This window comes from Enterobacter sp. BIDMC 30 (genome assembly GCF_000534355.1).
Taxonomy (GTDB): domain Bacteria; phylum Pseudomonadota; class Gammaproteobacteria; order Enterobacterales; family Enterobacteriaceae; genus Enterobacter; species Enterobacter ludwigii.
The window spans coordinates 3,725,447-3,749,086 of the sequence record NZ_KI973169.1 but is presented as its reverse complement, the minus strand read 5'-3'; the positions used below and the strand labels follow the sequence as shown (position 1 = coordinate 3,749,086).

General features: G+C 53.9%; 25 protein-coding genes and 1 pseudogene. 16 read left to right on the top strand and 10 right to left on the bottom strand.

Annotation, left to right across the window (positions count from 1 at the left end):
* The first annotated feature begins 1 nt into the window (after window position 1).
* Both L466_RS04715 and L466_RS04720 read left to right on the top strand, forming a co-directional pair.
* Window positions 2–1,945 (top strand): putative bifunctional diguanylate cyclase/phosphodiesterase, encoded by a 1,944-nt coding sequence (locus L466_RS04715; RefSeq protein ID WP_032681463.1) that lies wholly within the window; start codon window positions 2–4, stop codon window positions 1,943–1,945.
* A gap of 63 nt (window positions 1,946–2,008) precedes the next feature.
* Entirely contained in the window at window positions 2,009–2,395 is a 387-nt protein-coding gene (locus L466_RS04720) for a hypothetical protein (RefSeq protein WP_032681462.1), read from the top strand.
* A gap of 108 nt (window positions 2,396–2,503) precedes the next feature.
* Here the strand turns inward: L466_RS04720 and L466_RS04725 are convergent, their stop codons facing one another.
* Window positions 2,504–2,980 (bottom strand): GNAT family N-acetyltransferase, encoded by a 477-nt coding sequence (locus tag L466_RS04725; RefSeq protein WP_014169039.1) that lies wholly within the window; start codon window positions 2,978–2,980, stop codon window positions 2,504–2,506.
* A 92-nt stretch (window positions 2,981–3,072) separates the two neighbouring features.
* Between L466_RS04725 and L466_RS04730 the strand changes: the two genes are divergently transcribed.
* Window positions 3,073–4,032, top strand: coding sequence for a LysR family transcriptional regulator (locus L466_RS04730; RefSeq protein ID WP_020885050.1), 960 nt, complete (start codon window positions 3,073–3,075; stop codon window positions 4,030–4,032).
* A gap of 15 nt (window positions 4,033–4,047) precedes the next feature.
* Window positions 4,048–4,404 (top strand): nuclear transport factor 2 family protein, encoded by a 357-nt coding sequence (locus L466_RS04735; protein WP_032682043.1) that lies wholly within the window; start codon window positions 4,048–4,050, stop codon window positions 4,402–4,404.
* Between the two features lie 216 nt (window positions 4,405–4,620).
* On the opposite strand, the gene L466_RS04740 is transcribed toward L466_RS04735, so the two are convergent.
* On the bottom strand, window positions 4,621–5,031 hold the full coding sequence (locus L466_RS04740; protein ID WP_032681461.1) for an ASCH domain-containing protein: 411 nt from the start codon (window positions 5,029–5,031) through the stop codon (window positions 4,621–4,623).
* A 178-nt stretch (window positions 5,032–5,209) separates the two neighbouring features.
* A complete protein-coding gene (locus L466_RS04745; protein ID WP_032682042.1) occupies window positions 5,210–5,608 on the bottom strand; it encodes a MerR family transcriptional regulator in 399 nt (132 codons plus the stop codon).
* 80 nt (window positions 5,609–5,688) lie between these two features.
* Between L466_RS04745 and L466_RS04750 the strand changes: the two genes are divergently transcribed.
* Together L466_RS04750 and L466_RS0122655 are read left to right on the top strand one after the other, a co-directional pair.
* A complete protein-coding gene (locus L466_RS04750) occupies window positions 5,689–6,165 on the top strand; it encodes a DUF2938 domain-containing protein (RefSeq protein ID WP_032682041.1) in 477 nt (158 codons plus the stop codon).
* 293 nt (window positions 6,166–6,458) lie between these two features.
* Window positions 6,459–6,833 carry a cell envelope integrity TolA C-terminal domain-containing protein gene (locus L466_RS0122655; protein ID WP_032681460.1) on the top strand — a complete coding sequence of 125 codons (375 nt, stop codon included), beginning with the start codon at window positions 6,459–6,461 and terminating at the stop codon, window positions 6,831–6,833.
* Between the two features lie 89 nt (window positions 6,834–6,922).
* Here L466_RS0122655 and L466_RS04755 read toward each other — a convergent pair whose 3' ends face one another.
* Together L466_RS04755 and L466_RS04760 are read right to left on the bottom strand one after the other, a co-directional pair.
* Window positions 6,923–7,303, bottom strand: coding sequence for an antibiotic biosynthesis monooxygenase family protein (locus L466_RS04755; protein WP_032681459.1), 381 nt, complete (start codon window positions 7,301–7,303; stop codon window positions 6,923–6,925).
* Window positions 7,304–7,356: 53 nt separating this feature from the next.
* Window positions 7,357–8,250 (bottom strand): NAD(P)/FAD-dependent oxidoreductase, encoded by an 894-nt coding sequence (locus tag L466_RS04760; RefSeq protein ID WP_032681458.1) that lies wholly within the window; start codon window positions 8,248–8,250, stop codon window positions 7,357–7,359.
* Window positions 8,251–8,372: 122 nt separating this feature from the next.
* On the opposite strand from L466_RS04760, the gene L466_RS04765 reads away from it, so the two are divergent.
* The 4 genes and pseudogenes from L466_RS04765 to L466_RS04775 all read left to right on the top strand — a co-directional run bounded on the left by L466_RS04765 (window position 8,373) and on the right by L466_RS04775 (window position 11,010).
* Complete coding sequence (locus L466_RS04765; protein ID WP_193163125.1) at window positions 8,373–9,032, top strand: TetR/AcrR family transcriptional regulator; 660 nt, start codon at window positions 8,373–8,375, stop codon at window positions 9,030–9,032.
* A 228-nt stretch (window positions 9,033–9,260) separates the two neighbouring features.
* Window positions 9,261–9,797, top strand: a complete 537-nt coding sequence (locus L466_RS04770) for a dihydrofolate reductase family protein (protein ID WP_032681455.1) — start codon at window positions 9,261–9,263, stop codon at window positions 9,795–9,797.
* 83 nt (window positions 9,798–9,880) lie between these two features.
* Window positions 9,881–9,997, top strand: a pseudogene (locus L466_RS24040) (IS3 family transposase); the annotation flags it as partial.
* A gap of 224 nt (window positions 9,998–10,221) precedes the next feature.
* Window positions 10,222–11,010, top strand: a complete 789-nt coding sequence (locus tag L466_RS04775) for a phosphotransferase family protein (RefSeq protein WP_032681454.1) — start codon at window positions 10,222–10,224, stop codon at window positions 11,008–11,010.
* Window positions 11,011–11,096: 86 nt separating this feature from the next.
* On the opposite strand, the gene L466_RS04780 is transcribed toward L466_RS04775, so the two are convergent.
* Together L466_RS04780 and L466_RS04785 are read right to left on the bottom strand one after the other, a co-directional pair.
* Complete coding sequence (locus tag L466_RS04780; protein ID WP_025204709.1) at window positions 11,097–11,552, bottom strand: hypothetical protein; 456 nt, start codon at window positions 11,550–11,552, stop codon at window positions 11,097–11,099.
* A gap of 346 nt (window positions 11,553–11,898) precedes the next feature.
* A complete protein-coding gene (locus L466_RS04785) occupies window positions 11,899–12,780 on the bottom strand; it encodes a LysR family transcriptional regulator (protein ID WP_020885043.1) in 882 nt (293 codons plus the stop codon).
* A gap of 105 nt (window positions 12,781–12,885) precedes the next feature.
* Between L466_RS04785 and budA the strand changes: the two genes are divergently transcribed.
* From budA to L466_RS04810, 5 genes are all read left to right on the top strand, one after another.
* Window positions 12,886–13,665, top strand: coding sequence for an acetolactate decarboxylase (budA, locus tag L466_RS04790; RefSeq protein ID WP_025204708.1), 780 nt, complete (start codon window positions 12,886–12,888; stop codon window positions 13,663–13,665).
* Window positions 13,666–13,678: 13 nt separating this feature from the next.
* On the top strand, window positions 13,679–15,358 hold the full coding sequence (gene alsS / locus L466_RS04795) for an acetolactate synthase AlsS (RefSeq protein WP_020885041.1): 1,680 nt from the start codon (window positions 13,679–13,681) through the stop codon (window positions 15,356–15,358).
* Window positions 15,359–15,378: 20 nt separating this feature from the next.
* Window positions 15,379–16,149, top strand: a complete 771-nt coding sequence (locus L466_RS04800) for a (S)-acetoin forming diacetyl reductase (RefSeq protein ID WP_020885040.1) — start codon at window positions 15,379–15,381, stop codon at window positions 16,147–16,149.
* 131 nt (window positions 16,150–16,280) lie between these two features.
* Window positions 16,281–16,754: a cold-shock protein gene (locus tag L466_RS04805; protein ID WP_014169053.1), complete on the top strand. Its 474-nt coding sequence runs from the start codon at window positions 16,281–16,283 to the stop codon at window positions 16,752–16,754.
* 162 nt (window positions 16,755–16,916) lie between these two features.
* On the top strand, window positions 16,917–17,615 hold the full coding sequence (locus L466_RS04810) for a GNAT family N-acetyltransferase (RefSeq protein WP_014169054.1): 699 nt from the start codon (window positions 16,917–16,919) through the stop codon (window positions 17,613–17,615).
* Window positions 17,616–17,661: 46 nt separating this feature from the next.
* Here the strand turns inward: L466_RS04810 and betA are convergent, their stop codons facing one another.
* The 3 genes from betA to betI are packed head-to-tail and all read right to left on the bottom strand — an operon-like array spanning window position 17,662 to window position 21,413.
* A complete protein-coding gene (betA, locus tag L466_RS04815) occupies window positions 17,662–19,326 on the bottom strand; it encodes a choline dehydrogenase (RefSeq protein WP_020885039.1) in 1,665 nt (554 codons plus the stop codon).
* 13 nt (window positions 19,327–19,339) lie between these two features.
* Window positions 19,340–20,812, bottom strand: a complete 1,473-nt coding sequence (gene betB / locus L466_RS04820; RefSeq protein WP_032681453.1) for a betaine-aldehyde dehydrogenase — start codon at window positions 20,810–20,812, stop codon at window positions 19,340–19,342.
* A gap of 13 nt (window positions 20,813–20,825) precedes the next feature.
* The gene (betI, locus tag L466_RS04825; protein WP_020885037.1) at window positions 20,826–21,413 is read right to left on the bottom strand and encodes a transcriptional regulator BetI; all 588 of its coding nucleotides are present in this window, start codon (window positions 21,411–21,413) and stop codon (window positions 20,826–20,828) included.
* 128 nt (window positions 21,414–21,541) lie between these two features.
* Here betI and betT point away from each other — a divergent pair, with 128 nt between their 5' ends.
* Window positions 21,542–23,575 carry a choline BCCT transporter BetT gene (betT, locus tag L466_RS04830; protein ID WP_014169058.1) on the top strand — a complete coding sequence of 678 codons (2,034 nt, stop codon included), beginning with the start codon at window positions 21,542–21,544 and terminating at the stop codon, window positions 23,573–23,575.
* Window positions 23,576–23,640: the final 65 nt, after the last annotated feature.

The window sequence follows — 23,640 nt, the reverse complement described above, 5'->3', positions numbered from 1 at the left end:
CATGAACAGGATCCTGGTAGGCATTATATTTTTCCTATTCATTACAACCGGGTATATTTCATTTCTTTTGCATGAGCGGCAGGAGGATTTGCAAAAACTCAACCATTATAAGGACTCCTGGTCTGTGTCTCAGATGGTTTCAGAATACTACAGGCTGGAGTCTTGGATCAGCCGTTATTCTGACAATAATCCTGATATCACCATGGACGATCTCCGCATGCGGCTGGAGATCATGCTTAGCCAGCGTGAGTTACTGAAAGAAGGCGATTTAGGGAAATATGTAAAGTCGAATAAAAACCATAATGCACTGGCAAAAAACCTGCATGAAACGCTTGATTACCTTGATCATCATCTGGAAGGGATGAGTCGCGCTCAACTTGCTGATTATCTTGAGAAAATGTATGCGCTTGATTCCGCCCTTAGCCAGTTTTCATCCAGTGCACTCTCCAATGATGTTAACTCCATCAACGAGACAAACCAGAATATACAAAACCTGTATCGTATCTATTCAGGCCTTTCGGTTCTGCTGATTATTTTAAGTGCGATATTGGGTGTTTTAAACGTCTGCCAGAACAGGAAGATACTTAAAACTCACCGACAGGTTACCAGCCTGGCAAATGAACTTCAGAAATCGAAGGAAATACTCCAGCAACAGAATAAAAAACTGGCGTATGACGTTTACCATGACTCGTTGACGGGGCTTAAAAACAGGCTTTATTTCTGGGATGATCTTATTAATAACATCTCGATAGCGAGCCGCATACACAGGCCAGTCACGGTCATGTTGTTTGATCTCGATCGCTTTAAAGAAGTCAATGACAGCTTTGGTCACGATGCCGGCGATCTGTTATTGCGTGAGGTTGCGCACCGGTTATCCTCCATGAGCAACGAAACAAATACATTCTATCGCCTCGGGGGCGACGAGTTTGCATTATTGTCTCATGAGCTGACGGAAGAAAGTGCCGTTAATCTGGCCATGGAAATCTGTGAGTGCATTAAAAAGCCTTACATAATAGGTAACTCTAACGTCACCATTGGTACCTGCGTCGGTATTGTTGTTTCAGAGTTAGAACGACGTTCAGATTACCTTTATAAGTTTGCCGATCTGGCTCTGTATGAAGCTAAACGTGCAGGCTTAAACATGATCAAAGTGTTTCGCCGCATTATGCTGCAAAAGCTCGAGGAAAGCAGAACCCTGGAGCGTGATTTATCAGTGGCAGTCGCAAATAAAGAGTTGGTCGTTTACTATCAGCCGATTGTTGATTCGTACACCACTGAAATATATGGCTATGAAGCCCTTCTGCGCTGGAATCATCCCGTTAAGGGCATCATTGCGCCGGATGATTTTATTTCGGTAGCAGAGAAAACGGGATTCATCCATGAGATAGGCAAAGCCGCGCTTGAAATCGCCTGCAAGGAAGCGACGACATGGAAGGTGCCGGCAAGGATCTCTGTCAACGTGTCTCCGGTGCAGTTAAGCAGTATGAATTTTGTCGATACAGTACGCGCAGTGCTGGCCGAAACGGGGTTGCCCGCGACCCGACTCGAACTGGAAGTGACGGAATCTTCGCTGTTTACCGACAGTGAAACCCCCATCGAAATCCTTATGGCACTCAGAGTGCTGGGCATAAAAATCTCTATTGATGATTTCGGTACGGGCTATTCCTCCCTTTCAAGATTGATTCAGTTAGGCTTTGATAAAATAAAAATCGATAAATCGTTTGTGCGAACAATATCCACGGATGAAGAAACTCAGACCATCGCAAAATTAATGGTCGGCATGGCGAAATGCCTTGATATGATAATTATTGCTGAAGGCGTTGAAACCAATGATCAACTGTTGTGCCTTCAACGTTTAGGGTGTGATTTGGCACAAGGATATCTCTTTGGAAAGCCCGCGCCCTTTATCAGTCAATCAATCAAAGCGGGTGAAACACTTGTTTAATCCTGCGGTGACGCTCCCTGGTCAACACGTGTGCCTGGCGCCTGGAAGAGAAGAGAGGGCGATATGCAGTCGCAACGGCTGATGGGGGAGGGGTATGAACCGTACGTTGAGCAACAGGGTGACAGACTGACCTACTCTTTGACGGTCGATTCCGGATTTGTCAGTTTTAACTTCACGTTTGATCTTCGCCAGACCGATCTGGATGTCCTGCTGTCGAGCGATTACAGGCGAGCCGTCCTCGAGATCACGGCCCACACCTTGCTCCAGCATTCGACACTGAAGGGGAATGACCGTTTCACTCAGAAAGACTTCGACAATCTGGTCGCAGTCACACTCCACGCATCGCTGGCGCTTTTGCACATATTCATTTCGCGCGTGAGCCGTGAGCACAATATTGCCATTGACCATTATGTCGAAGAAATACTCCACCGACGCCCACGCCGCGGTTGAACAGGCCCGAAGCCTGATCAATGTGTTCCTGATACTCCCCTCAACGCGAACATGACTGCCCCTCAACAGAAGCAGCCTGCATCTGCAATTTGCTGCAACACGGTCGCGTTATTCGGCAAAGTTCAACAGCGCGTTACCCTCCAGGCGATACCGTACCCATTCGTTTTGAGGTAATGCGCCAATGCTGAGGTAAAAATCAATTGCGGGCTGGTTCCAGTCCAGTACGCTCCATTCAAGGCGTCCGCAGCGCCGTTCCACGGCGTACTGCGCAATTTTCTTCAGCATCGCTTTTCCCGCGCCCTTGCCGCGATAATCGGGGGAAATATACAAATCTTCCATGTAAATACCGTTACGTCCAAGCCATGTGGAGTAGCTGGTGAAGAACACGGCGTATCCGGCGATTTTCCCTTCAATCTCGCAGATTAATGCTTCGGTATGGCTGCCGTCGCCAAAGAGTGTTTCGCGAATCTCATCCGGTGTGGTGACCACTTCTTGCGGGGCTTTTTCGTAAACCGCCAGCTCATAAATCATATCGTAAATAGCGGAGGCATCTTCCGGGCGGGCCTGGCGAAGGCTGATACTCATATGTTTTCCTGTCTTTTTTGCAAGGCATCGTTATTGATGGCGTTAAGCATAGGGGGTATTGTCGGAAGAATTAAGTGCAATGAAATCACCCCATGATGAATATTATGCATCCAGCGCTACGACGTCTTGATTTAAACCTGCTGCTCATTTTTGACGCCATTTATCGGCACTGTTCCGTTCGCCTCGCCGCGGATGAACTGGCGATGAGCACCTCTGCGTTGAGCCACGCGCTGTCCCGACTGCGTATTGCGCTCAATGACCCGCTATTTTACCGGGAAGGCCACCGGATGTGCCCAAGCGTGTATGCTACCCAGCTCGCGCCGTCTATTGCATCAGCACTGAAATTTCTCAATCAGGAGCTGACTGTACAACCGGCGTTCGTGGCTTGCGAAAGCACGGAGCGGATCCAGATTGCGATTACGGACTTTACCGCGTTGTGCATTTTCCCGACGTTGATGCAGAGACTGCAGCAGGAAGCGCCTGGCTTGCGCTTTGATTTACGCTATTTGCCACACAGCCCGGCGCTGAACGAACTGTTGGCAGGAGAAGTGGATCTGGCGCTGGGATTCAGTACACCCGACGATATCCGCCACAATGAACTGGACGAGATAAACTGGTTTGAGGATGAGTATGTTGTCATCAGCAATACCCGCCGAACACAGCTGACGCTGGAAGATTATCTTGCCGCACGGCATCTGGTGATAACCCCCTGGAACGAAAAACAGGGTGTACTGGATTTACGGCTTGAGCAGTTGGGATATACGCGGCAGATAGCGCTTAAGACGCCATCCATGCTGAGTGCCCCGTTTATCGTTGCGGAAAGTGACCTGCTAATGGCCATTCCCCGTTTTGCTGCTGAGAAGCTGAAACATGCTGCCAGTATTCAGATTTTTTCATTGCCGTTCACCATAAGCCCGTTTGAAGTAAAGATTTACTCGCATAAACGCAGTGGCCAGAGAGGGGCAACCAAATGGCTGAAGACGACACTTCACATGCTGGCGGACGAGTTGCCGCAAAACATTTATGGCCATGAAACTGACAGTCGAATTTGAATGAGGGTAAATGCCATGCTTCTGGAACAGTTGAAAACGCTGGAACGCACGCTTCATGGCAGCAGACGCAACGATCGTGAATGGCTTGAACAGATACTTCACGACCAGTTCAGAGAAATGACACGATCAGGTGTGTTGATCGATCGTTCGCAGACAATAGAGGCACTTTCTGCCGAAACAGTTATCCCGAACATTCTCAGCAGCAACTTTCAGCTCATCCAAATAAGAGAGGATGTCGCGATATTGCACTACAGGACATTCAATGCGGACGGCACTCGCCCGACTTTGCGCTCTTCGTGTTGGGAGCGGGCCGGGAGCGGGCAATGGAAACTGGTATTCCATCAGGGGACTCCTGATGCGGGGAGCGGATAAGGTCCCAGGAGCGCACCGCAGAAAACGATTTCTGGGGAAGTTAAACAGCCGACGGTCTGGCCTGAAATACCGGCATTACTCCGCACTCATTGTAAGCTTGTGGGGTCGCCTATCGTTCTTAGCAAACCTTGCGGCTCTTATGTCGGTCCGCTTTGTGCCAGAAGCGGGAGTTGTTATAAAGAGCAGGGGATTGAACGCAAGATCGTTTAGCTCATCTTACAGTAGTTCAACCACTTCAAATTCTTCTGTAATTAGCTCCATTTCTTCAGAGAAATACCCTTCGCGGGTGAAAAACCGCTGATGTTCCTTCTGCCAGTATTCAAGGCTTAAATCGCCTTCACCTTCTTTGCGGGCAAACTCCTCAGTAACATCACAAAAACGAACCAGTCGCATTGAAACCAGCCTGATTACGCAGATCGGGATGCTCTGGCCATCAAGGATAATGTTATAGCTCCCAATTTTCGGCGCAGGCTCTTCCTGCTGATAAGAGGCAAAAGATCCGCAAGAGGCTGTTTTGATCCCTTTTTTAATCAGATCCGCAAGCTCACTGGCCAGTTCCTGGCTGTCACCCATTTGCCAGGCATTTGCACCTGGATACTTCACTTTCAATTCCTCAACAGCAGCCATGAATAGCCCTTCTTAATTGTCTATGAAAAATGTCACACGGGGGGAGCATGAACTGTCCAGATATTAACAGCGATGCTTCCCACTGGTAATGTCGTCCACTTTTTGCTGCTGGAGACTTCACAACTCTTTTGTTAATCCGCCTGGTATCCTGAGGCGTGCCCGATTCGTTAATCGTCATTTATATGACGAGCCGAAGTCCTTTTGAGACAATCTTTTTGAACTCCTCGCATTCGGAATGCACGCTTTTCGAACAGCAAGCAACATGCTTCAGTCCCTGGCTTAACAACTGGAGCCGGCGGATGGTACTGTCGATCTCCTTTGCTCGTTGAAGAAGCAGAACATTGTTGAGTATGAGTTTGTTGTCTTCACTGAACATGTCGGCAATCTCATCAAGACAAAAACCTGCTGCCTGTCCCAGATCGATTAATTGCAATTTATTGACCACAATCTCGTTGTACTGCCTCCTAAGGCCATTACGACCAATAGGTTTAATAAGCCCTTTCTTTTCGTAATATCGCAACGCCGATGGTGTAACTCCCGTAAGGTTGGCGACTTCTCTGATATCCAGTTCTTTCATTGTTGACTTAAACCGCACTTTAAGTTGCACACTGATTATCAGCTTATCATTTCACTGATAAAAGGAAGTGGACTTTGGATATTATTTTCAAAACGATCATAACGGGAATTGGCGCAACGCTGGTTATGGATTTGTGGTCATTTTTTCAGAAGTACATTCTGAAAATACCACCATTGAATTATGCTTTGGTTGGGCGCTGGGTTTTACTCCTCCCTGAGGGGAAATTCAGGCATCACACCATTCTTTCATCGCCGCAGATACATGGAGAGATGCTTACTGGCTGGATATTCCATTACCTTACCGGTATATTTTTTGCGTTTATCCCGTTTTCGCTTGACGGAAAGTTCTGGCTCCATGAACCCTCGCTGTTAATTGGCGTGTTGACAGGCTTAATAACGTTAACTGCCCCGTTTTTGATGTTGCAACCCGCGTTTGGCTTTGGTATCGCGGCCTCACGTACACCTCATCCATGGCTTTCACGTCTGATAAGCCTGCTTACACACATTGTATTTGGTATTGGCTTATATGGCGTTGCCGCTGTTTTGGCGTCATTCTAAGAGCCTCATCAAGTCGTTCAGGCGTGAGACAGCTCGTGCTTCTTACCGGAACTACCCTCTGTCGAATTTCGCAATAATCGGCATTTTGAGAGCGCTTAAGAGGCGGGCATTGAAAAACTCCATGAGGTTATCAAAAGGGAGCCAGTAACTGCTTAATAACGACCTCGTCATCGCCAGAATGGGCAGTTGAAAATGTACTCGTGATGGCGGAATAATCTATCAATGTACATAACGAATTTAATGGAGTGAGGGTGCAGGGAGTGAGAGCGAATGAAATGGTAAGGAAATTTTTTATGCTGGCATTTGTTGCCAGTCTGGCAACGGGATGCACGCCATTAAAACCTTCCGGATGCCATAAAACCACTGCAAGGGCTAATTGCGGTTCTGGCTACTGGGACGATCAGGATGAATGGGGCGCGCAAGCGCGGGCGATCAGAGCAGCGATAAATGCAAAACTGGCTGACCCACAAAACTGGAAAGGGAAGAAGTGTCGATTACACATAGAGTTTGCTCAGAATGGTAAGGCTTTAAACATATCAACTAGCGACGGTAATAAAGCATATTGCGAAGCGGTAAAATCAGCAGCCCAGAAAGCCACCTTTCCAGCTTTTACTAATCAGGAAGTGTACCGCGATTTTCAAAAATCTCGCTTTGATTTGCGCGGTTAGTCATACCATGAACATCAGTAGGTCCGCTCCTCGCTCGTAGCGGACCTTACGGCTCAGTTAGGGGGGCGCGCTTTGCTATATTTCCGGAGTCAGGCTGTGCAGAAGCCGGGGACGGCGACCTTCTGGAACAGATGAGGGCTGGCTACGACGGATGAAGGATATGCTGGAAGTTTCGCGAGGAACTCGGGATCAGTGAAGGCCGCGCGAACCGCCTCGGTGGATTCCCACACTACATAGTTCAGGTAAGTCGGACTATCGCCGATCGCCCGATGTAATTGCATGGAAATGAAGCCCGGTTGCTTCGTTATGACCTCGGCAGCTGCCTTGAAAGCGTCCAGGAAGCCTGCTTCGTCGTCGGGATCCAAGACCGCGAAGAGGTTGATTAGCACGAGAGGTGCAGCCGCAACGCCTAGTTGGCGGTCAAACGGAAATTTCTCGTCCAGAGGTTTAAATGGTTTTATCGCGGCCATGGCGGCACTCCTGTCTACAGTAAATTGAACTGGATGAACGATGCTGCCTGCGCTCAACTGAGCATCGACTGCTGAGCGAAGATACCCGCCATCGTGCCTTGCCATGCTGCCGTAGTGACCGAGGGGATACCGGGGTTGGCAAGGTCACCGGCGGCGTAGATGCCAGGCATGCTGGTTTCGCGGCGCTCGTCGGTCTTGAGGGCGATGCCGGTTGGCGTATTGACCGTGGCGAGGCCCAGTGCATCATGAAGGCTTGCGGACGGCCTGGTCCGCGGATGCGCGAACAGAATATCGACTGAAACATCGGGGCCGGATTCGATCCTGATGGTGGCACTATGGCTTCCGTGAGGTTCGATTTCAGTGATCCTGCCATCAATGAGAGGTACCTGGCGAGTGGCCAGATCGGCCCGTATGTCGAGACTGATGTCGTGACCGTTGCCAAAGACAGTCAATCTGTTTGTCCAGTCGTGGAAGAGCCTGACCTGATTGTGCGACTGTACGCCAGACCAGATGAGGCCCCAGTGCTGGTCGGCGACTTCAAAGCCGTCGCAATAGGGGCATGGTATGATGGATGTCCCCCAGCTTTCGGCAAAGCCGGGAATATCAGGCATCTGGTCAGCGACGCCATAGCTCAGAATTAAGCGGCGCGCCCGCAGGCTTTCGTTATCATCCGTGACGACGCAGAAATCGTCGATGGTGCCAGATACGCTTTCGGCGCGAGCGTTGACGAGCTTGATCGTTGGGTAGCGTGCCAGTTGCTGCCGCGCCTCGGCCAGGATGTCCTGTGGCGGCTTGTGATCGTGGCCGAGCACACCATGTGAACGGGCAGCAAAGCGATTACGTTGCCGGCCAGTGTCGAGGACCGTAACCTTGCGACGGGCACGGCCAAGCTGCAGGGCGGCGGCAAGACCGGCAAAGCTGCCTCCGATGATGATGACGTCATTCATGGTGATAAGTTCCGTGTTGAGGATGTAAGGAGATGTGCTAGCTCTGGCGCACCTTGCAAATTTATGAAACTGCATGGTATCGTAATTAAATAATTACGATACTGTCAAGGACTGTATTTATAGTGACCAATAAAAACAACCCGACCCGGCGGGGCCGGCCTGTCAACGAGGCGCTTGGCCAGACAATCGTCGAGGCCGCCTCCGAGCTATTCGTAGAATTGGGATTTCAGGCGACAACCCTGGACAAAGTCGCCCAGCGAGCGAAGATATCCAAACTCAGCATCTATCGGCACTTCGAGAACAAGGAGGCACTCTTCAGTGCGGCCATTGTGGCCGGTTGTCATCAGTTGTTTGCACCACAGTCCCTTCTTGAAGGCGTTGACGGTTCGGTTGAAGATCAACTGATGGCGGTGGGATCATTACTGCTGCGCACGTTGTTGAGGCCCGACGTGAGTAGTGTCGAAGCCATGGTCATGGCTGACAAGACGAATCAAAAGTCGTTAAGCAAACTCCATTATGAAGCTGGCCCCGCTCATGTCATCGCCCAAATCGAAGCTCTTTTACGTCAATTGCACCAGAAAGCGCTTCTGAACGTTCCCGATCCTCTTCAATCCGCTCGCTTGTTTGCCGCGCTTTTCAAAGGCTCTGACCTTCTGATTATCGCGCGCTTCGATGCGGCCAGAGCAGAGGACGACAACGAAATCGAATCATATTGTCGGTCGGCCGTCGCCATGTTTATCGCCGCGCACGGTGGCACCCAGGATGCGATATCGCAGCTGTGAACTTGCCCTATATTCCCGCTCCGTCCTGGTCGCAACGTAAAGCCCAGACGTGATGCAACTGGAATGTCCGCTTTTCGTTCACAGCGGACCTTCAGCTAAGGTAGCTTGCTCGCTGCGTGCCTGGAGCAGATGTTGCTAACATTGTGATGTGACTTTATCGGAGCATATCAATATGGCTAACATTGCTAAACTCAACGAGATATATGCAACCTGAATACGGAGCACGTGATGGTCACCACACATGTTTTCATCGCAGTCAGTCTTGATGGTTATATCGCTCGACAGGATGGTGATATCGACTGGCTGTTGAAGCGCGATGACCCGACAGAAGATCATGGCTATGCCGCATTTATCGCGGACAAAGAATGGATCATTATGGGGCAAGGCAGCTATGAGAAGGTGCTGACTTTTGACGAATGGCCTTATGATCGACCCGTGCTGGTGCTTTCCCGGCAGCTAACCGGTACCCCCGTGCCCGAGGCGCTGAAGGGTAAAGTGCAGTTTTCATGCTGCACGCCAAGGGAGGCTCTTACTGAGCTAATGGAGAAGAACGTGCACCGGGCCTATATCGATGGTGGGCAGTTAATACAGTCGTTCCTTCGCGAAGGTCTGGTCGCCGATATCGTTATCACTACTGTTCCTGTCCTGCTCGGTTCGGGAAAGCCGCTGTTCGGAGTGCTGCCCCATGATATCGATTTGACGCTATTATCCAGCCGTAGCTTCCCTTCGGGTCTGGTACAGTCACACTATCGGCTGACGTCATAAGCTGAATCTAAGCAGAGTGATGACCTCCGCTAACGCGAGAAAATGCCCCATCTGCCAGCGGTACTGTTTTACTTCTACGACCTTACTTCAGTTCGCTGAAAAAGCAATGAATCAGAAAACGGGTCTACAAACCCCGGGATCTGCCTCGCGCCGATATCTTCGATGACATTGACATGTTTATCAGTCGGAGACTGCGGTAAAGCCATATTGGGGCGTCAGTAGAGGCCTTTGAACACTCTCCGTCGTGAGGGCTGAATTTGTCTACCATTGTACTGGCTGTCTGTACAAGAGCCAGCTTCCGCTCTTCGCTCTAAGCGGACCTTCCCACAACCTGCAACACTGCCCGTAAAACGCAATGCCCCTGATCTCTCCGCATCACACTACACTTATCCCTTAAAGCCAAACCTGACACAGGGAGTCATGTATGTCTGCGGAGAATTTATCCCAAATGGGTGCGGCAAAAGTGCAGCGTTTGGTGGATCAATATGGTCAGCAAGTCATAGATAAATGCCCTGTTAGCCCTGTGGAATACGCTTTCTACGAGCATGCGGCGGAAGAGCTCAACAGCAGGGGGATCAAAACGCCGACGCTGTTGTCTGCCGATCTACATCCACGCCGGTTAAGGCTGGAATATATCCCTGGAAAAGTGTCTCAGGATGAGGTGTCGGGGGATGACATATTGAAATGCCTTTCTCATCTTCATCGCACTCCACCAGACCCAACCTGGGTGTATCACCCTCATTCCTGGTCCGAGAAAGCGCTTGAAAAATCATTGGCGCTTTTGAAATTACCGGACCGCGCGGCCCACCAGATGCGCTGTTTTCAGCAAGCGGGCAGCGTTTTGTTTCGGCAGAAATGTTTAATCTCAGGGGATACCAACGCCGGTAACTGGGGGAGGAGAGAAAACGGAGAGTGGGTTCTCTTTGACTGGGAAAGGTTTGGCACGGGCAGTCCGGCTATCGACCTCGCCCCGCTGGTAAAGGGGATGGGCTCCAGGCAAAGCATTTTACAGCTTGCGGAGCGTTACAGCGTGCATTATCCGCATATGCCTGCCCGACAGTTAGCGATGGAAATAACCCTTGCTAAAGCATGGATTGTGTCAGAGGTGGTGTCCCTGCTCTATGACCGGAACAAAACAGATTTTGAGCTGTACCTGAACTGGTACAGAGAAACGCTTCCCGGCTGGCTGGACGAGGCTATCTCAGTACTTTAACCCTTCGTCTGCATGGGTTTTTTATATTATTAAGGCCGAAATTCTGGCTCACAGACCAGCTGGATTTCGGCCCTTAAGCTCTGGCCTTAGTGCGCCGTGATATACGGCTCCTTGACGAACTCCGCCAGCAGCCAGACCATATCATGTAGCAGACCGGTCAGCTCTTTTGCCACGTTTGCAGGCAATGTTCCGCCCATTACCGCCTGCGTTAACGCCAGCGCATAGTCCACCTGGAGCGACGTATCCTGCCAGCAGTCCGGAACGCAGGAGACAATCTTCTCTCCTGCAATCAGCTGTTCGACCAGATAAGGCGGGAGGGCAGAATCACAACGCGCGCGAAGGCGTTTAAGGACTGCCAGCAAACGCGTGCACAGTGTTGCATGGGTGACCGCATCGTCGGTTTCTACCAGCACGCTTACATACGCGGTGCAGGCATCGGCCAGTTCGAAGAGATCTGCAGATTCAGGCAGTTGTAGATGAATCAGATGGTGTATAGCGCTTTCTTCAGAGAGCGCGTAAGACAGGGAAGGGACAGTTGTCATGTGATTTTCCATTTTAAAAAAACTCCAGACCATCCAATAAGTTCCTACGCTCATGGGTGGTAGCGCTGACGGAGGTAGGAATACCGCACACGACAAAAACGGCCAACCTTTCGGTTGCTCCGCCAGCGCGACCGTAGTGTAACGGGATGAGCGCTGCCGCGACAAAATAATTGTCGTATCGTGATATGCGGGTTCCTACGCCCGGTTGCGGATGTGCCGCAACGCAGGCACTTTACGGCCGGGAGGAGAGTAAGAAAAGCAGTAACCCTGAATTACACAAGGTTACTTGCAGGTTTGCGAGGCGGCTTCCAGAAAGGCCTTAGCGGGCGCAAGCAACGCCGCGCCATTACCCTTCACTCAGCATCGCCAGAAACCGTTTCACCGTCCGCGAACGTTCAAAACGCCGCCAGCACAGCGCGATATCGGTATAAAGCTCCGGTGATGTCAGCGCATGGTAGGTCACATTGGGGGGCGAAATGGCGGCCATCGACTTCGGCACCAGGGCGAACCCGCCGCCAGCGGACACCATGCTCAGGGAAGAGGAAAGTTGCGAAGACTGCAGCGTGTGCTGCACGTCAATTCCGGCTCGCTCGCAGCAGCCGTAAACGCGATCGTACAGCCCTGGCGCGACCTCCTGCGGGAACAAAACGACCGGCGTATCACGAAGCTGGTCCAGCGCCAGCGATCCACACTTCGCCAGTGGATGGTCGCGATGCAGCGCCACAACCATCGGCTCACGGTCGAGAATTTTTAGCTCAAACGCTTTGCTGCTCTCACACGGCAGACGCACAAACGCGATATCCAGCTCACCCTCCGCCAGCATCGCCGTCAGCGAAGACATATTGGCTTCTACCTGGTGCACTCTCACCGCCATGTTCTGCAGCTGATACTGGCGAATAAGGGTGAAGATTTTGGGGTGAAAGGCGTCTGAACTGGTGATCCCAATCGACAGACTGCCGTTCAGCCCGCGGGCAATGCCCCGGGCTTTCTCCAGCGCGGCGTCGCTCAGCGCCAGGATCTTACAGGCGTCCTCATAGAAGGCTTCTCCCGCTTCAGTCAGCTCCACGCCTCGCGTCAGGCGTCTGAATAACGGCGTGCCCACTTCTTCCTCGAGCCGTTTAATCTGCTGACTCAGAGGAGGCTGTGAAATACCCAGCGCTTTGGCCGCTTTGGTGAAGTGTCGCTCACGTGCAACGGCGACAAAATACCGCAGATAACGAAGTTCCATATCAAAAACGTCTCAAACCAGCATGGATTCTATATTGGAACTCTATGCTGAATCGGGTCAACATTTATTTAACCTTTCTAAATAAAGTTGAAGAGGACGAGCATGATGGTGCATTCATCTGCATGCGACTGTGAGGCCAGTTTGTGCGAGACCCTGCGTGGGTTTTCTGCCCAGCATCCTGACAGCGTGATCTATCAGACATCGCTAATGAGCGCCCTGTTAAGCGGCGTGTACGAGGGGGATACCACTATCGCCGATCTGCTTGCGCACGGCGATTTTGGTCTGGGTACGTTCAACGAGCTGGATGGCGAAATGATTGCCTTCAGCAGCCAGGTGTATCAGCTGCGCGCCGACGGGAGTGCCCGTGCCGCGAAGCCGGAGCAAAAAACACCGTTTGCGGTGATGACCTGGTTCCAGCCGCAGTATCGCAAAACCTTCGATGCGCCGGTCAGCCGTCAGCAGATCCATGACGTGATCGACCAGCAAATCCCCTCCGATAACCTGTTCTGTGCGTTACGCATCGACGGTAATTTCCGCCACGCCCACACCCGTACCGTTCCGCGTCAGAAGCCGCCATACCGTGCGATGACCGACGTGCTGGACGACCAGCCGGTGTTCCGCTTTAACCAGCGAGAAGGGGTACTGGTCGGGTTCCGCACGCCGCAGCATATGCAGGGCATTAACGTCGCGGGATATCACGAACATTTTATCACCGACGATCGTCAGGGCGGCGGGCATCTGCTCGACTACCAGCTTGAGAGCGGCGTGCTGACCTTCGGTGAAATTCACAAACTGATGATCGACCTGCCTGCCGACAGCGCATTTTTACAGGCCAACCTTCACCCCAGCAACCTTGATGCTGCAATCCGTTCCGTCGAAAACTAACAGGAGAACCACCGTGAACAGTGATAAACAGGCACGTCAGTGGGCGCATGGCGCCGATATGGTCGTAGGCCAGCTGGAAGCGCAGGGCGTGAAGCAGGTTTTCGGTATTCCGGGTGCAAAAATCGACAAAGTATTTGATTCCTTGCTCGATTCCTCCATCGAAATCATTCCCGTGCGCCACGAAGCGAACGCGGCGTTTATGGCCGCAGCGGTAGGGCGCCTCACCGGCAAGGCCGGGGTCGCGCTGGTCACCTCCGGACCGGGCTGCTCAAACCTGATCACCGGGATTGCCACCGCCAACAGTGAGGGCGATCCGGTGGTCGCGCTGGGCGGTGCCGTGAAGCGGGCAGATAAAGCGAAGCTGGTGCATCAGAGCATGGACACGGTCGCCATGTTCAGCCCGGTGACGAAATACGCCGTAGAGGTGAGTTCACCGGATGCGATTGCCGAAGTGGTCTCGAACGCGTTTCGCGCTGCCGAGCACGGCAGGCCTGGGGGCGCGTTCGTCAGCCTGCCGCAGGATATTGTCGACCAGCCCGCCACGGGCGCGATTTTGCCGGGCAGCAGTACTGCCAAAATGGGGCCAGCACCGGAATCCGCCATTAACGACGTGGCGAAGCTTATCGAAAAAGCCAAAAATCCGGTCATTTTACTGGGCCTGATGGCCAGCCAGCCTGCCAACAGCGCCGCGCTGCGTAAGCTGCTGGAGAAAAGCCGCATCCCGGTCACCAGTACCTATCAGGCGGCCGGGGCGGTGAATCAGGAACATTTCACCCGCTTTGCCGGACGTGTCGGCCTCTTTAACAACCAGGCAGGCGACAGATTGCTGCATCTGGCGGATCTGATTATCTGCATCGGTTACAGCCCAGTGGAATACGAACCGTCCATGTGGAACAGCGGCGACGCCACGCTGGTGCATATCGATGTGCTGCCCGCCTATGAAGAACGCAATTATGTGCCTGACCTCGAGCTGGTGGGGGACATCGCCGAAACGCTGAACCTGCTCGCCAGCCGGATCGCCCACAAGCTGGAGCTCAGCGCGCGTGCGTCAGAAATCCTGGTCGATCGTCAGCATCAACGGGATCTGCTCGATCGCCGTGGCGCCTCGCTCAATCAGTTTGCCCTGCATCCGCTGCGCATCGTGCGGGCCATGCAGGACATCGTCAATAACGACGTTACGCTCACCGTTGATATGGGGAGCTTTCACATCTGGATCGCCCGCTATCTCTATAGCTTCCGCGCACGTCAGGTCATGATCTCTAACGGTCAGCAGACCATGGGCGTTGCACTGCCGTGGGCGATTGGTGCGTGGCTGGTCAATCCTGGTCGCAAGGTGGTCTCGGTGTCCGGTGACGGCGGCTTCCTGCAGTCGAGCATGGAGCTGGAAACCGCCGTGCGTCTCAACGCCAATGTGCTGCACATCATCTGGGTAGACAACGCCTACAACATGGTGGCGATCCAGGAAGAGAAAAAATACCAGCGCCTTTCCGGCGTAGAGTTCGGCCCGGTCGATTTCAAAGTCTATGCCGATGCCTTTGGGGCGAAAGGCTTTGCCGTCGAGAGCGCGGATGCGCTGGAGCCTACGCTGCGTGCTGCAATGGATGTCGATGGCCCGGCCGTGGTCGCCATTCCCGTCGACTATAGCGATAACCCGCTGCTGATGGGCCAGCTCCATCTCAGCCAGATTTTGTGAATCAATATAAGGACAGAGAAATGCAAAAAGTTGCTCTCGTAACAGGCTCAGGCCAGGGGATTGGTAAAGCGATTGCGCTTCGCCTGGTGAAAGACGGTTTTGCCGTCGCCATCGCGGATTACAACGAAGAGACGGCAAAAGCCGTTGCCGATGAGATCACCCGCAATGGAGGGAAGGCCGTCGCCGTGAAGGTGGATGTCTCCAGCCGCGAGCAGGTGTTTGCAGCGGTGGAAAAAGCCCGCACTGCGCTGGGCGGTTTCAACGTGATCGTCAACAATGCCGGGATCGCGCCTTCCACGCCAATTGAGTCGATCACCCCGGAAATTGTCGACAAAGTTTACAACATCAACGTCAAAGGGGTTATCTGGGGTATCCAGGCCGCCATTGACGCCTTCCGTAAAGAAGGGCACGGCGGCAAGATCATCAACGCCTGTTCACAGGCAGGCCATACCGGGAACCCTGAACTGGCGGTCTACAGTTCCAGTAAGTTTGCGGTACGCGGGTTAACCCAGACGGCGGCACGTGACCTTGCGCCATTAGGGATCACCGTTAACGCTTACTGCCCGGGTATCGTCAAAACGCCAATGTGGGCGGAAATTGACCGCCAGGTCTCCGAAGCGGCGGGTAAACCGCTCGGCTACGGCACTGAAACGTTTGCCAAACGCATTACGCTTGGCAGATTGTCCGAACCCGAAGATGTGGCCGCCTGTGTCTCTTATCTCGCCGGGCCAGATTCCGACTACATGACCGGTCAGTCCCTGTTGATTGACGGTGGTATGGTGTTCAACTAAATACTAATAAGCTCTGACATGAGTTTTCCCCTGCCCCCGTGCAGGGGCTTTTTTTTGTCTCCTCAGCCATTGTGGATTACACTGCGCGCTGCAAAACTTTAGTCTTAGAGATCTGACAGGCGGTAACAGCGATGAACGGTACAATCACAACGTGGTTTAAAGATAAAGGCTTTGGATTTATCAAAGATGAAAACGGTGACAACCGCTATTTTCATGTGATTAAGGTCGCCAACCCTGATCTGATTAAGAAAGACGCAGCGGTGACCTTCGAGCCTACAACCAACAACAAAGGCCTTTCCGCCTATGCGGTGAAGGTGATCCCGGAAAGCAAACACCTCTATATCGCAGGCGAGCGCGTGAAGCTCACCTCGATCAAATCGTTTGTGGTGTTCAGCGAAGAAGAGCCAGCAGATACCGGCATCGATAAAGAGAACGCGGTACTGTCCGTGGGGCTGCTGATGAATAACATCAAACCTAAGTCTGACAAAAAACCGGGTGAAATGCGCACGGTGAAGAAGCTGGCTATCACCACCTTCCAGAATACGACGATGATCTTCACGGAAGATGAGATCGACATCGACGCTACGGTGAAGCTGCTGAAATAATGTTTTGCCGGGTAGGGCGACGTCTTACCCGGCGTACCGCTGTCATCCTGGCGTGCAAACGCCACTCCCCCCGTTTTCCCGAGCAGGCGATACGCCGCGTCTCTTTTCGTCCGCTTTTTAACCTGCTATAACAAAACCCTTATCCTTCCGGGAGTCAACGCCGTGCCCGAGCTTAATCAACATGGTCAAACTGTTAACGATATCGTCCCCGACTGGAAATGCGCCCGTGCGTTAACCCGCACTCCGCTCGTCGGTCAGTATTGTCGTCTGGAGCCGCTGGATGCCGAACGCCACGCCGCGGATTTGTATGAGGCCTATGCGCTGGGGGACGACAGCGACTGGACGTGGCTTGTCAGCACCCAGCCCGTGAGCGTTGAAGACACCGCAGAATGGGTCCTTGGCAAAGTACTGGATGATGAACTGGTGCCGTACGCCGTCATCGATTTACGTACCGGGCAAGCTGTGGGGCTGGTGAGCTATATGGCAATAGAGCGCATGCAAGGGTCGGTGGAGATCGGCCACGTCACCTGGTCACGCAAGATGAAAGGCTCCCGCCTTGGCACGGAAACCGTATGGCTGCTGCTCAGGAATGCATTCGAGCATGGCTATCGTCGGCTGGAGTGGAAGTGCGATTCAATGAACACTGCCTCGCGTAATGCGGCGGAAAGGCTGGGGTTTGTCTGGGAAGGCCGGCTGCGTCAGAAGCTGGTGCGCAAAGGGCGCAACCGCGACAGCGACATGCTGTCAATCATTGATGGCGAATGGCCACAGCGGGATGCCGAACTCCGCGCCTGGCTGGCTGAAGCGAATTTTGACGGGGAAGGGCGGCAGCGTAAAAAGCTGGAGGCGTTTCGTCTGTAAAATATGCCCCTCCCCCGTTGGGAGAGGGGCTGCTTAGCAAACTGCGTTACAGGCGAACCGGTGCACCGTTGGCGACATAATATGCCGCGGTACTCTTCGCCAGCGGCTCGCGTCCGCGAATGGCATCGGCAATTTTCTCGCCAATCATGATGGTGGTGGCGTTCAGGTTGCCGGTGATGATCTGCGGCATAATGGACGCATCCACCACGCGCAATCCTTCCAGCCCATGAACGCGACCTTCGCCGTCGACCACGGCCATTTCGTCATACCCCATCTTACAGGTGCCGCACGGGTGGAAGGCGGTTTCAGCGTGGTTACGCACAAACTCGTCCAGCTGTTCGTCGGTCTGGCACTCAATGCCCGGGCTGATTTCCCGTCCACGGTATTTATCCAGCGCCGGCTGGTGCATGATCTCACGGGTGATGCGGATCGCATCGCGAAACTCCTGCCAGTCCTGTTCATGGGACATATAGTTGAACAGGATCGCCGGATGCTGATGCGGATCGCGTGATTTAATCCGTACATGCCCGCGGCTTGGTGAGCGCATGGAGCCAACGTGACACTGGAAACCGTGCTCTTTGACCGCGTTCGACCCGTTGTAGTTAATGGCGACCGGCAGGAAGTGGTACTGAATATTCGGCCATTCAAACTCCTCGCGGCTGCGGATAAACCCGCCCGCTTCAAAGTGGTTGCTCGCTCCCACGCCGGTGCCGCCAAACAACCATTCCGCACCAATCTTCGGCTGGTTCCACCACTGCAGGGCAGGGTAGAGGGAAACCGGCTCTTTGCACTCGTACTGCAGGTACATCTCTAAGTGATCCTGCAGGTTTTCACCCACACCCGGGAGGTCATGTACCAGCGGGATGTCAAACTGCTTCAGCAGTTCCGCGTTACCCACGCCGGAGCGCTGCAGGATCTGCGGAGAGGCAATCGCCCCGGCGCACAGCAGCACCTCTTTGCTGGCCGTCGCTTTTGACGGAATCGTGCTCTCGCCTTCCAGCCACTCGACGCCTGTCGCACGTTTGCCGTCAAAAATAATGTGATCGGTCATGGCATGGGTGCGAATGGTCAGGTTCGGGCGTGATTTCGCCTGATCCAGATAGCCGCGTGCGGTACTGGCGCGACGGCCCTGCGGCGTCACGGTTCTGTCCATCGGACCGAAGCCTTCCTGCTGATAGCCGTTAAGGTCGTCAGTACGCGGGTAGCCCGCCTGCACACCGGCTTCTACCATCGCTTCAAACAGCGGGTTTACGCCGGGTTTAGAGGTGGTCACGCTCACCGGGCCGTCGCCGCCGTGGTAGTCGTTTGGCCCCACGTCACGGGTCTCTGCCTTACGGTAGTAGGGTAGGCAGTTGAGATAGCTCCAGTGTTCCAGACCCGGCTCAGTTGCCCAGTTATCCAGATCCATCGCGTTACCGCGGATGTAGCACATGCCGTTGATCAGGGATGAGCCGCCCAGCCCTTTGCCGCGACCGCACTCCATACGGCGGTTGTTCATGTGCGGCTCGGGCTCGGTTTCATACGCCCAGTTGTAACGCTTGCCCTGCAAGGGAAACGCCAGCGCGGCAGGCATCTGGGTGCGGAAGTCAAAACGGTAATCCGGGCCGCCCGCTTCTAGCAGCAGAACGGTGGTATTGGGATCTTCCGTCAGTCGTGTTGCCAGTACGTTGCCGGCAGAGCCGGCACCAATAATGATGTAGTCAAATTGCAAAAAAACCTCCCGGTTAAAATATGGACTGGAATTTACCCATCTCAACCTGGATGGACTTCACCTGGGTATAACTCTGGAGCGTCATTACGCCGTTCTCGCGGCCAATGCCAGAGTGTTTGTAGCCACCAACCGGCATCTCTGCCGCGGATTCACCCCAGGTGTTGATCCAGCAGATACCCGCTTCAAGCTGGTGGATCGCGCTGTGCGCGCGGTTCAGGTCGGCAGTCACGATACCCGCCGCCAGACCGTAATCGGTGTCGTTGGCGCGACGAATCATCTCTTCGTCGGTTTCGTACGTGAGGATGGACATCACCGGCCCGAAGATCTCTTCGCGCACGATGGTCATCTCATCGGTGCAGTCGGTGAACACGGTGGGAGCCACCCACGCGCCGTTGTCAAAGCCTTCGCCTTTCAGCACATCGCCACCGCACAGCACACGCGCGCCTTCCTCTTTGCCTTTGGCGATATAGCGCAGCACGTTTTCGCGGTGCGGGAAGCTCACCAGTGGGCCAAAGTTGGTGCGTTCATCGAACAGATCGCCCGCGCGAATACGTGCCACGCGCTCAACAATTTTCTGCTCAAACGCGGCTTTGAATTTCGCCGGCACGAACACGCGGGTGCCGTTGGTGCATACCTGGCCGGAGCTGAAGAAGTTGGCCATCATGGCGATGTCCGCCGCGAGATCCAGGTCGGCATCGTCGAAAATAACCAGCGGGGATTTCCCGCCCAGCTCCATCGTTACCTCTTTCAGGGACGAGGCCGCCGAATTGGCCATCACTTTTTTTCCGCTGGCAACGCCGCCGGTGAAGGAGACTTTGGCGATGCCCGGGTGCTCGGTCAGGAACTGGCCGGTTTCTGCGCCCACGCCCGGCAGAACGTTAAACACGCCATCTGGCAGACCCGCTTCGGTGTAGATCTCGGCAAGCTTCAGGGCGGTGAGGGGCGTCACTTCGCTCGGCTTGAAGATCATCGCGTTACCTGCGGCCAGCGCTGGCGCGGATTTCCACAGGGCGATCTGGATCGGGTAGTTCCACGCGCCAATGCCCGCGACCACGCCCAGCGGTTCACGACGGGTGTAGACAAATGAGGTATCGCGCAGGGGGATCTGGCTGCCTTCCAGCGCCGGGATCAGCCCTGCGTAGTACTCCAGCACGTCCGCGCCGGTGACGATATCAACGGTGCTGGTTTCTGAGTACGCTTTGCCGGTGTCGAGGGTTTCCAGCTTCGCCAGCTCGTCGTTACGCTCACGAAGAATGTCTACCGCACGGCGCAGAATGCGCGAGCGCTCCATGGCGCTCATTGCCGCCCAGATTTTTTGCCCGCGCTGCGCGCTTTCTACGGCGCGATCGACATCCTCGCGCCCGGCGGCCTGAACGATCGCCAGGACTTCACCGTTGGCCGGGTTGATGGTCTCGAAGGTGCGACCGCTGGTGGCCGATGTATAACCACCATTGATATAAAGCTGCTGTTCTGCCATTCGGGACATAAATTCTCCTCGGTTAATCGGTCGGTAAATGCTGGCTAATAAAGTGGCTGGTGAGCGACTGGGCCAGGGTTTTATCCAGCGGTTTGCCACTCAGCGCGGCGCGCAGCCACAGCCCGTCAATCAGCGCCGCGAGCCCGTAACCCGCCTCCTGCGCCTGTTCGCGCGGCAGCTCGCGGCGGAACTCATACACCAGGTTCGACAGCAGACGGCGGCTGCTCACCTGTTGCAGACGGTAGAGCATTGGCTGATGCATGCTGCTCGCCCAGAAGGCCAGCCAGGCTTTCATTGCCGCGCCGCTGATCTGGGTTTCATCAAAATTGCCGCCGACAATCGCCTGCAGACGCTGCTCAGCGCTGCCGTGCGGTAAGGCATGCAAACGGTTCAATACCGCGTCGCGCAGCTGGCCGGTGATGTCGCGCATGGTCGCTTCCAGCAGGCCATTTTTGTCCTTGAAATAGTGACTGATGATCCCCGTGGAAACGCCCGCCCGACGGGCGATCTGCGCGATGGTCGCGTCATGCATTCCCACTTCATTTATTGCTTCCAGCGTGGCGTCGATCAGTTGCCTGCGCCGGATTGGCTGCATCCCCACTTTGGGCATTTTTGCCACTCCATTCATCAGCGTTGGTTAACCATTAAAGCGGTTTTTGATTGGACGTTCAATATAAAATGTGTCTTAATTGTTGCGGTTTTGGATTTCAATAGTTACAAAAACAGTGGGGATACTGGATGACAGATCTTTCGCAAGACAGAGAAAAGGACAAAATCAATCCGGTTGTTTTTTATACATCCGCAGGACTGATTTTGTTGTTTTCCCTGATGACGATCTTCTTTAGCGATTTTTCTGCCGAGTGGATTGGGCGCACCCTTAACTGGGTGTCGAAGACCTTCGGCTGGTACTACTTGCTGGCGGCGACGCTCTATATCGTCTTCGTCGTCTGCATCGCCTGCTCGCGCTTTGGCTCGGTAAAGCTCGGGCCGGAACAGTCAAAACCCGAGTTCAGCCTGCTGAGCTGGGCCGCGATGCTGTTTGCCGCGGGCATTGGTATTGACCTGATGTTCTTCTCCGTGGCGGAACCGGTCACGCAATATATGCAGCCACCGGAAGGGGCGGGGCAGACGATGGAGGCCGCGCGACAGGCGATGGTCTGGACATTGTTCCACTACGGCTTAACCGGCTGGTCGATGTATGCCCTGATGGGGATGGCGCTCGGATACTTTAGCTATCGTTATAATTTACCCCTCACGATCCGCTCCGCGCTCTATCCGATTTTCGGTAAAAAAATTAACGGACCGATTGGACACACCGTGGATATTGCGGCGGTGATTGGCACCATCTTTGGGATCGCCACCACGCTCGGTATCGGCGTGGTGCAGCTCAACTACGGTCTGAGCGTGCTGTTTGATATCCCGGATTCCATGGCGGCCAAAGCGGCGCTGATCGCGCTGTCGGTGATTATCGCCACCATTTCGGTTACCTCCGGCGTGGACAAGGGCATTCGCGTGCTTTCTGAGCTGAACGTCGCGCTGGCGCTGGGGCTGATCCTGTTCGTGCTGTTTATGGGCGATACGTCATTCCTGCTCAATGCGTTAGTACTGAACGTGGGTGATTACGTGAACCGCTTTATGGGTATGACGCTGAACAGCTTCGCCTTTGACCGCCCGGTCGAGTGGATGAACAACTGGACGCTGTTCTTCTGGGCGTGGTGGGTCGCGTGGTCGCCGTTTGTTGGCCTGTTCCTGGCGCGTATTTCGCGTGGACGCACCATTCGTCAGTTTGTGATGGGCACGCTGATTATCCCGTTCACCTTTACGCTGCTGTGGCTGTCGGTGTTCGGCAACAGCGCGCTGCACGAGATCATTCACGGCAATGCGACGTTTGCGCAGGAAGCGATGGTGCATCCGGAGCGGGGGTTCTACAGCCTGCTGGCGCAGTATCCGGCGTTTACCTTTAGCGCCTCTGTTGCGACCATTACCGGCCTGCTGTTTTACGTCACCTCGGCGGATTCCGGCGCGCTGGTGCTGGGGAACTTCACCTCGAAGCTCAAGGACATCAACAGCGATGCTCCCAACTGGCTGCGCATCTTCTGGTCTGTCGCCATTGGCCTGCTGACTCTGGGCATGCTGATGACCAACGGTATTTCTGCCCTGCAGAACACCACGGTGATCATGGGTCTGCCGTTCAGTTTCGTGATCTTCTTCGTGATGGCCGGGCTGTATAAATCTCTCAAGGTGGAAGATTACCGCCGCGTCAGCGCCAGCCGCGACACCGCGCCACGCCCGATGGGTGCGCAGGACAGACTGAGCTGGAAAAAGCGGTTGTCACGTCTGATGAACTATCCGGGCACGCGCTACACCAAACAGATGATGGAAACGGTCTGCTTCCCGGCGATGGAAGAGGTAGCGCAGGAGCTGAAGCTGCGTGGTGCGTATGTTGAACTGAAAAACCTGCCGCCGGACGACGGTGAGACTCTGGGACACCTGGACCTGCTGGTGCATATGGGCGACGAACAAAACTTTGTCTACCAGATTTGGCCACAGCAGTATTCGGTGCCCGGGTTTACCTATCGCGCACGCAGTGGGAAATCAACGTATTACCGCCTTGAGACGTTCCTGCTGGAAGGGAGCCAGGGGAATGACCTGATGGATTACAGTAAGGAACAGGTGATTACGGATATACTGGATCAGTATGAGCGGCACCTGAACTTTATTCACCTCCATCGCGAGGCGCCGGGGAATAGTGTGATGTTCCCGGATGTTTGAGCACTGAATTGAAGTAAAACCGCGGGGCCAGTTCTGGCCCCGTTCTACGACTGCTTATCCTTTAC

Coding starts and splice junctions, on each gene's coding strand:
- L466_RS04755 (WP_032681459.1), bottom strand. CDS start 7,303: ATGGCCGCGATAAAACCATTTAAACCTCTGGACGAGAAATTTCCGTTT.
- betT (WP_014169058.1), top strand. CDS start 21,542: ATGACAGATCTTTCGCAAGACAGAGAAAAGGACAAAATCAATCCGGTT.
- L466_RS04775 (WP_032681454.1), top strand. CDS start 10,222: ATGTCTGCGGAGAATTTATCCCAAATGGGTGCGGCAAAAGTGCAGCGT.
- L466_RS04745 (WP_032682042.1), bottom strand. CDS start 5,608: ATGAAAGAACTGGATATCAGAGAAGTCGCCAACCTTACGGGAGTTACA.
- L466_RS04735 (WP_032682043.1), top strand. CDS start 4,048: ATGCTTCTGGAACAGTTGAAAACGCTGGAACGCACGCTTCATGGCAGC.
- L466_RS04800 (WP_020885040.1), top strand. CDS start 15,379: ATGCAAAAAGTTGCTCTCGTAACAGGCTCAGGCCAGGGGATTGGTAAA.
- L466_RS04785 (WP_020885043.1), bottom strand. CDS start 12,780: ATGGAACTTCGTTATCTGCGGTATTTTGTCGCCGTTGCACGTGAGCGA.
- L466_RS04730 (WP_020885050.1), top strand. CDS start 3,073: ATGATGAATATTATGCATCCAGCGCTACGACGTCTTGATTTAAACCTG.
- betI (WP_020885037.1), bottom strand. CDS start 21,413: ATGCCCAAAGTGGGGATGCAGCCAATCCGGCGCAGGCAACTGATCGAC.
- L466_RS04720 (WP_032681462.1), top strand. CDS start 2,009: ATGCAGTCGCAACGGCTGATGGGGGAGGGGTATGAACCGTACGTTGAG.
- L466_RS04725 (WP_014169039.1), bottom strand. CDS start 2,980: ATGAGTATCAGCCTTCGCCAGGCCCGCCCGGAAGATGCCTCCGCTATT.
- L466_RS04740 (WP_032681461.1), bottom strand. CDS start 5,031: ATGGCTGCTGTTGAGGAATTGAAAGTGAAGTATCCAGGTGCAAATGCC.
- L466_RS04805 (WP_014169053.1), top strand. CDS start 16,281: ATGAACGGTACAATCACAACGTGGTTTAAAGATAAAGGCTTTGGATTT.
- L466_RS04770 (WP_032681455.1), top strand. CDS start 9,261: ATGGTCACCACACATGTTTTCATCGCAGTCAGTCTTGATGGTTATATC.
- L466_RS04780 (WP_025204709.1), bottom strand. CDS start 11,552: ATGACAACTGTCCCTTCCCTGTCTTACGCGCTCTCTGAAGAAAGCGCT.
- betB (WP_032681453.1), bottom strand. CDS start 20,812: ATGTCCCGAATGGCAGAACAGCAGCTTTATATCAATGGTGGTTATACA.
- L466_RS04715 (WP_032681463.1), top strand. CDS start 2: ATGAACAGGATCCTGGTAGGCATTATATTTTTCCTATTCATTACAACC.
- budA (WP_025204708.1), top strand. CDS start 12,886: ATGGTGCATTCATCTGCATGCGACTGTGAGGCCAGTTTGTGCGAGACC.
- L466_RS0122655 (WP_032681460.1), top strand. CDS start 6,459: ATGCTGGCATTTGTTGCCAGTCTGGCAACGGGATGCACGCCATTAAAA.
- L466_RS04760 (WP_032681458.1), bottom strand. CDS start 8,250: ATGAATGACGTCATCATCATCGGAGGCAGCTTTGCCGGTCTTGCCGCC.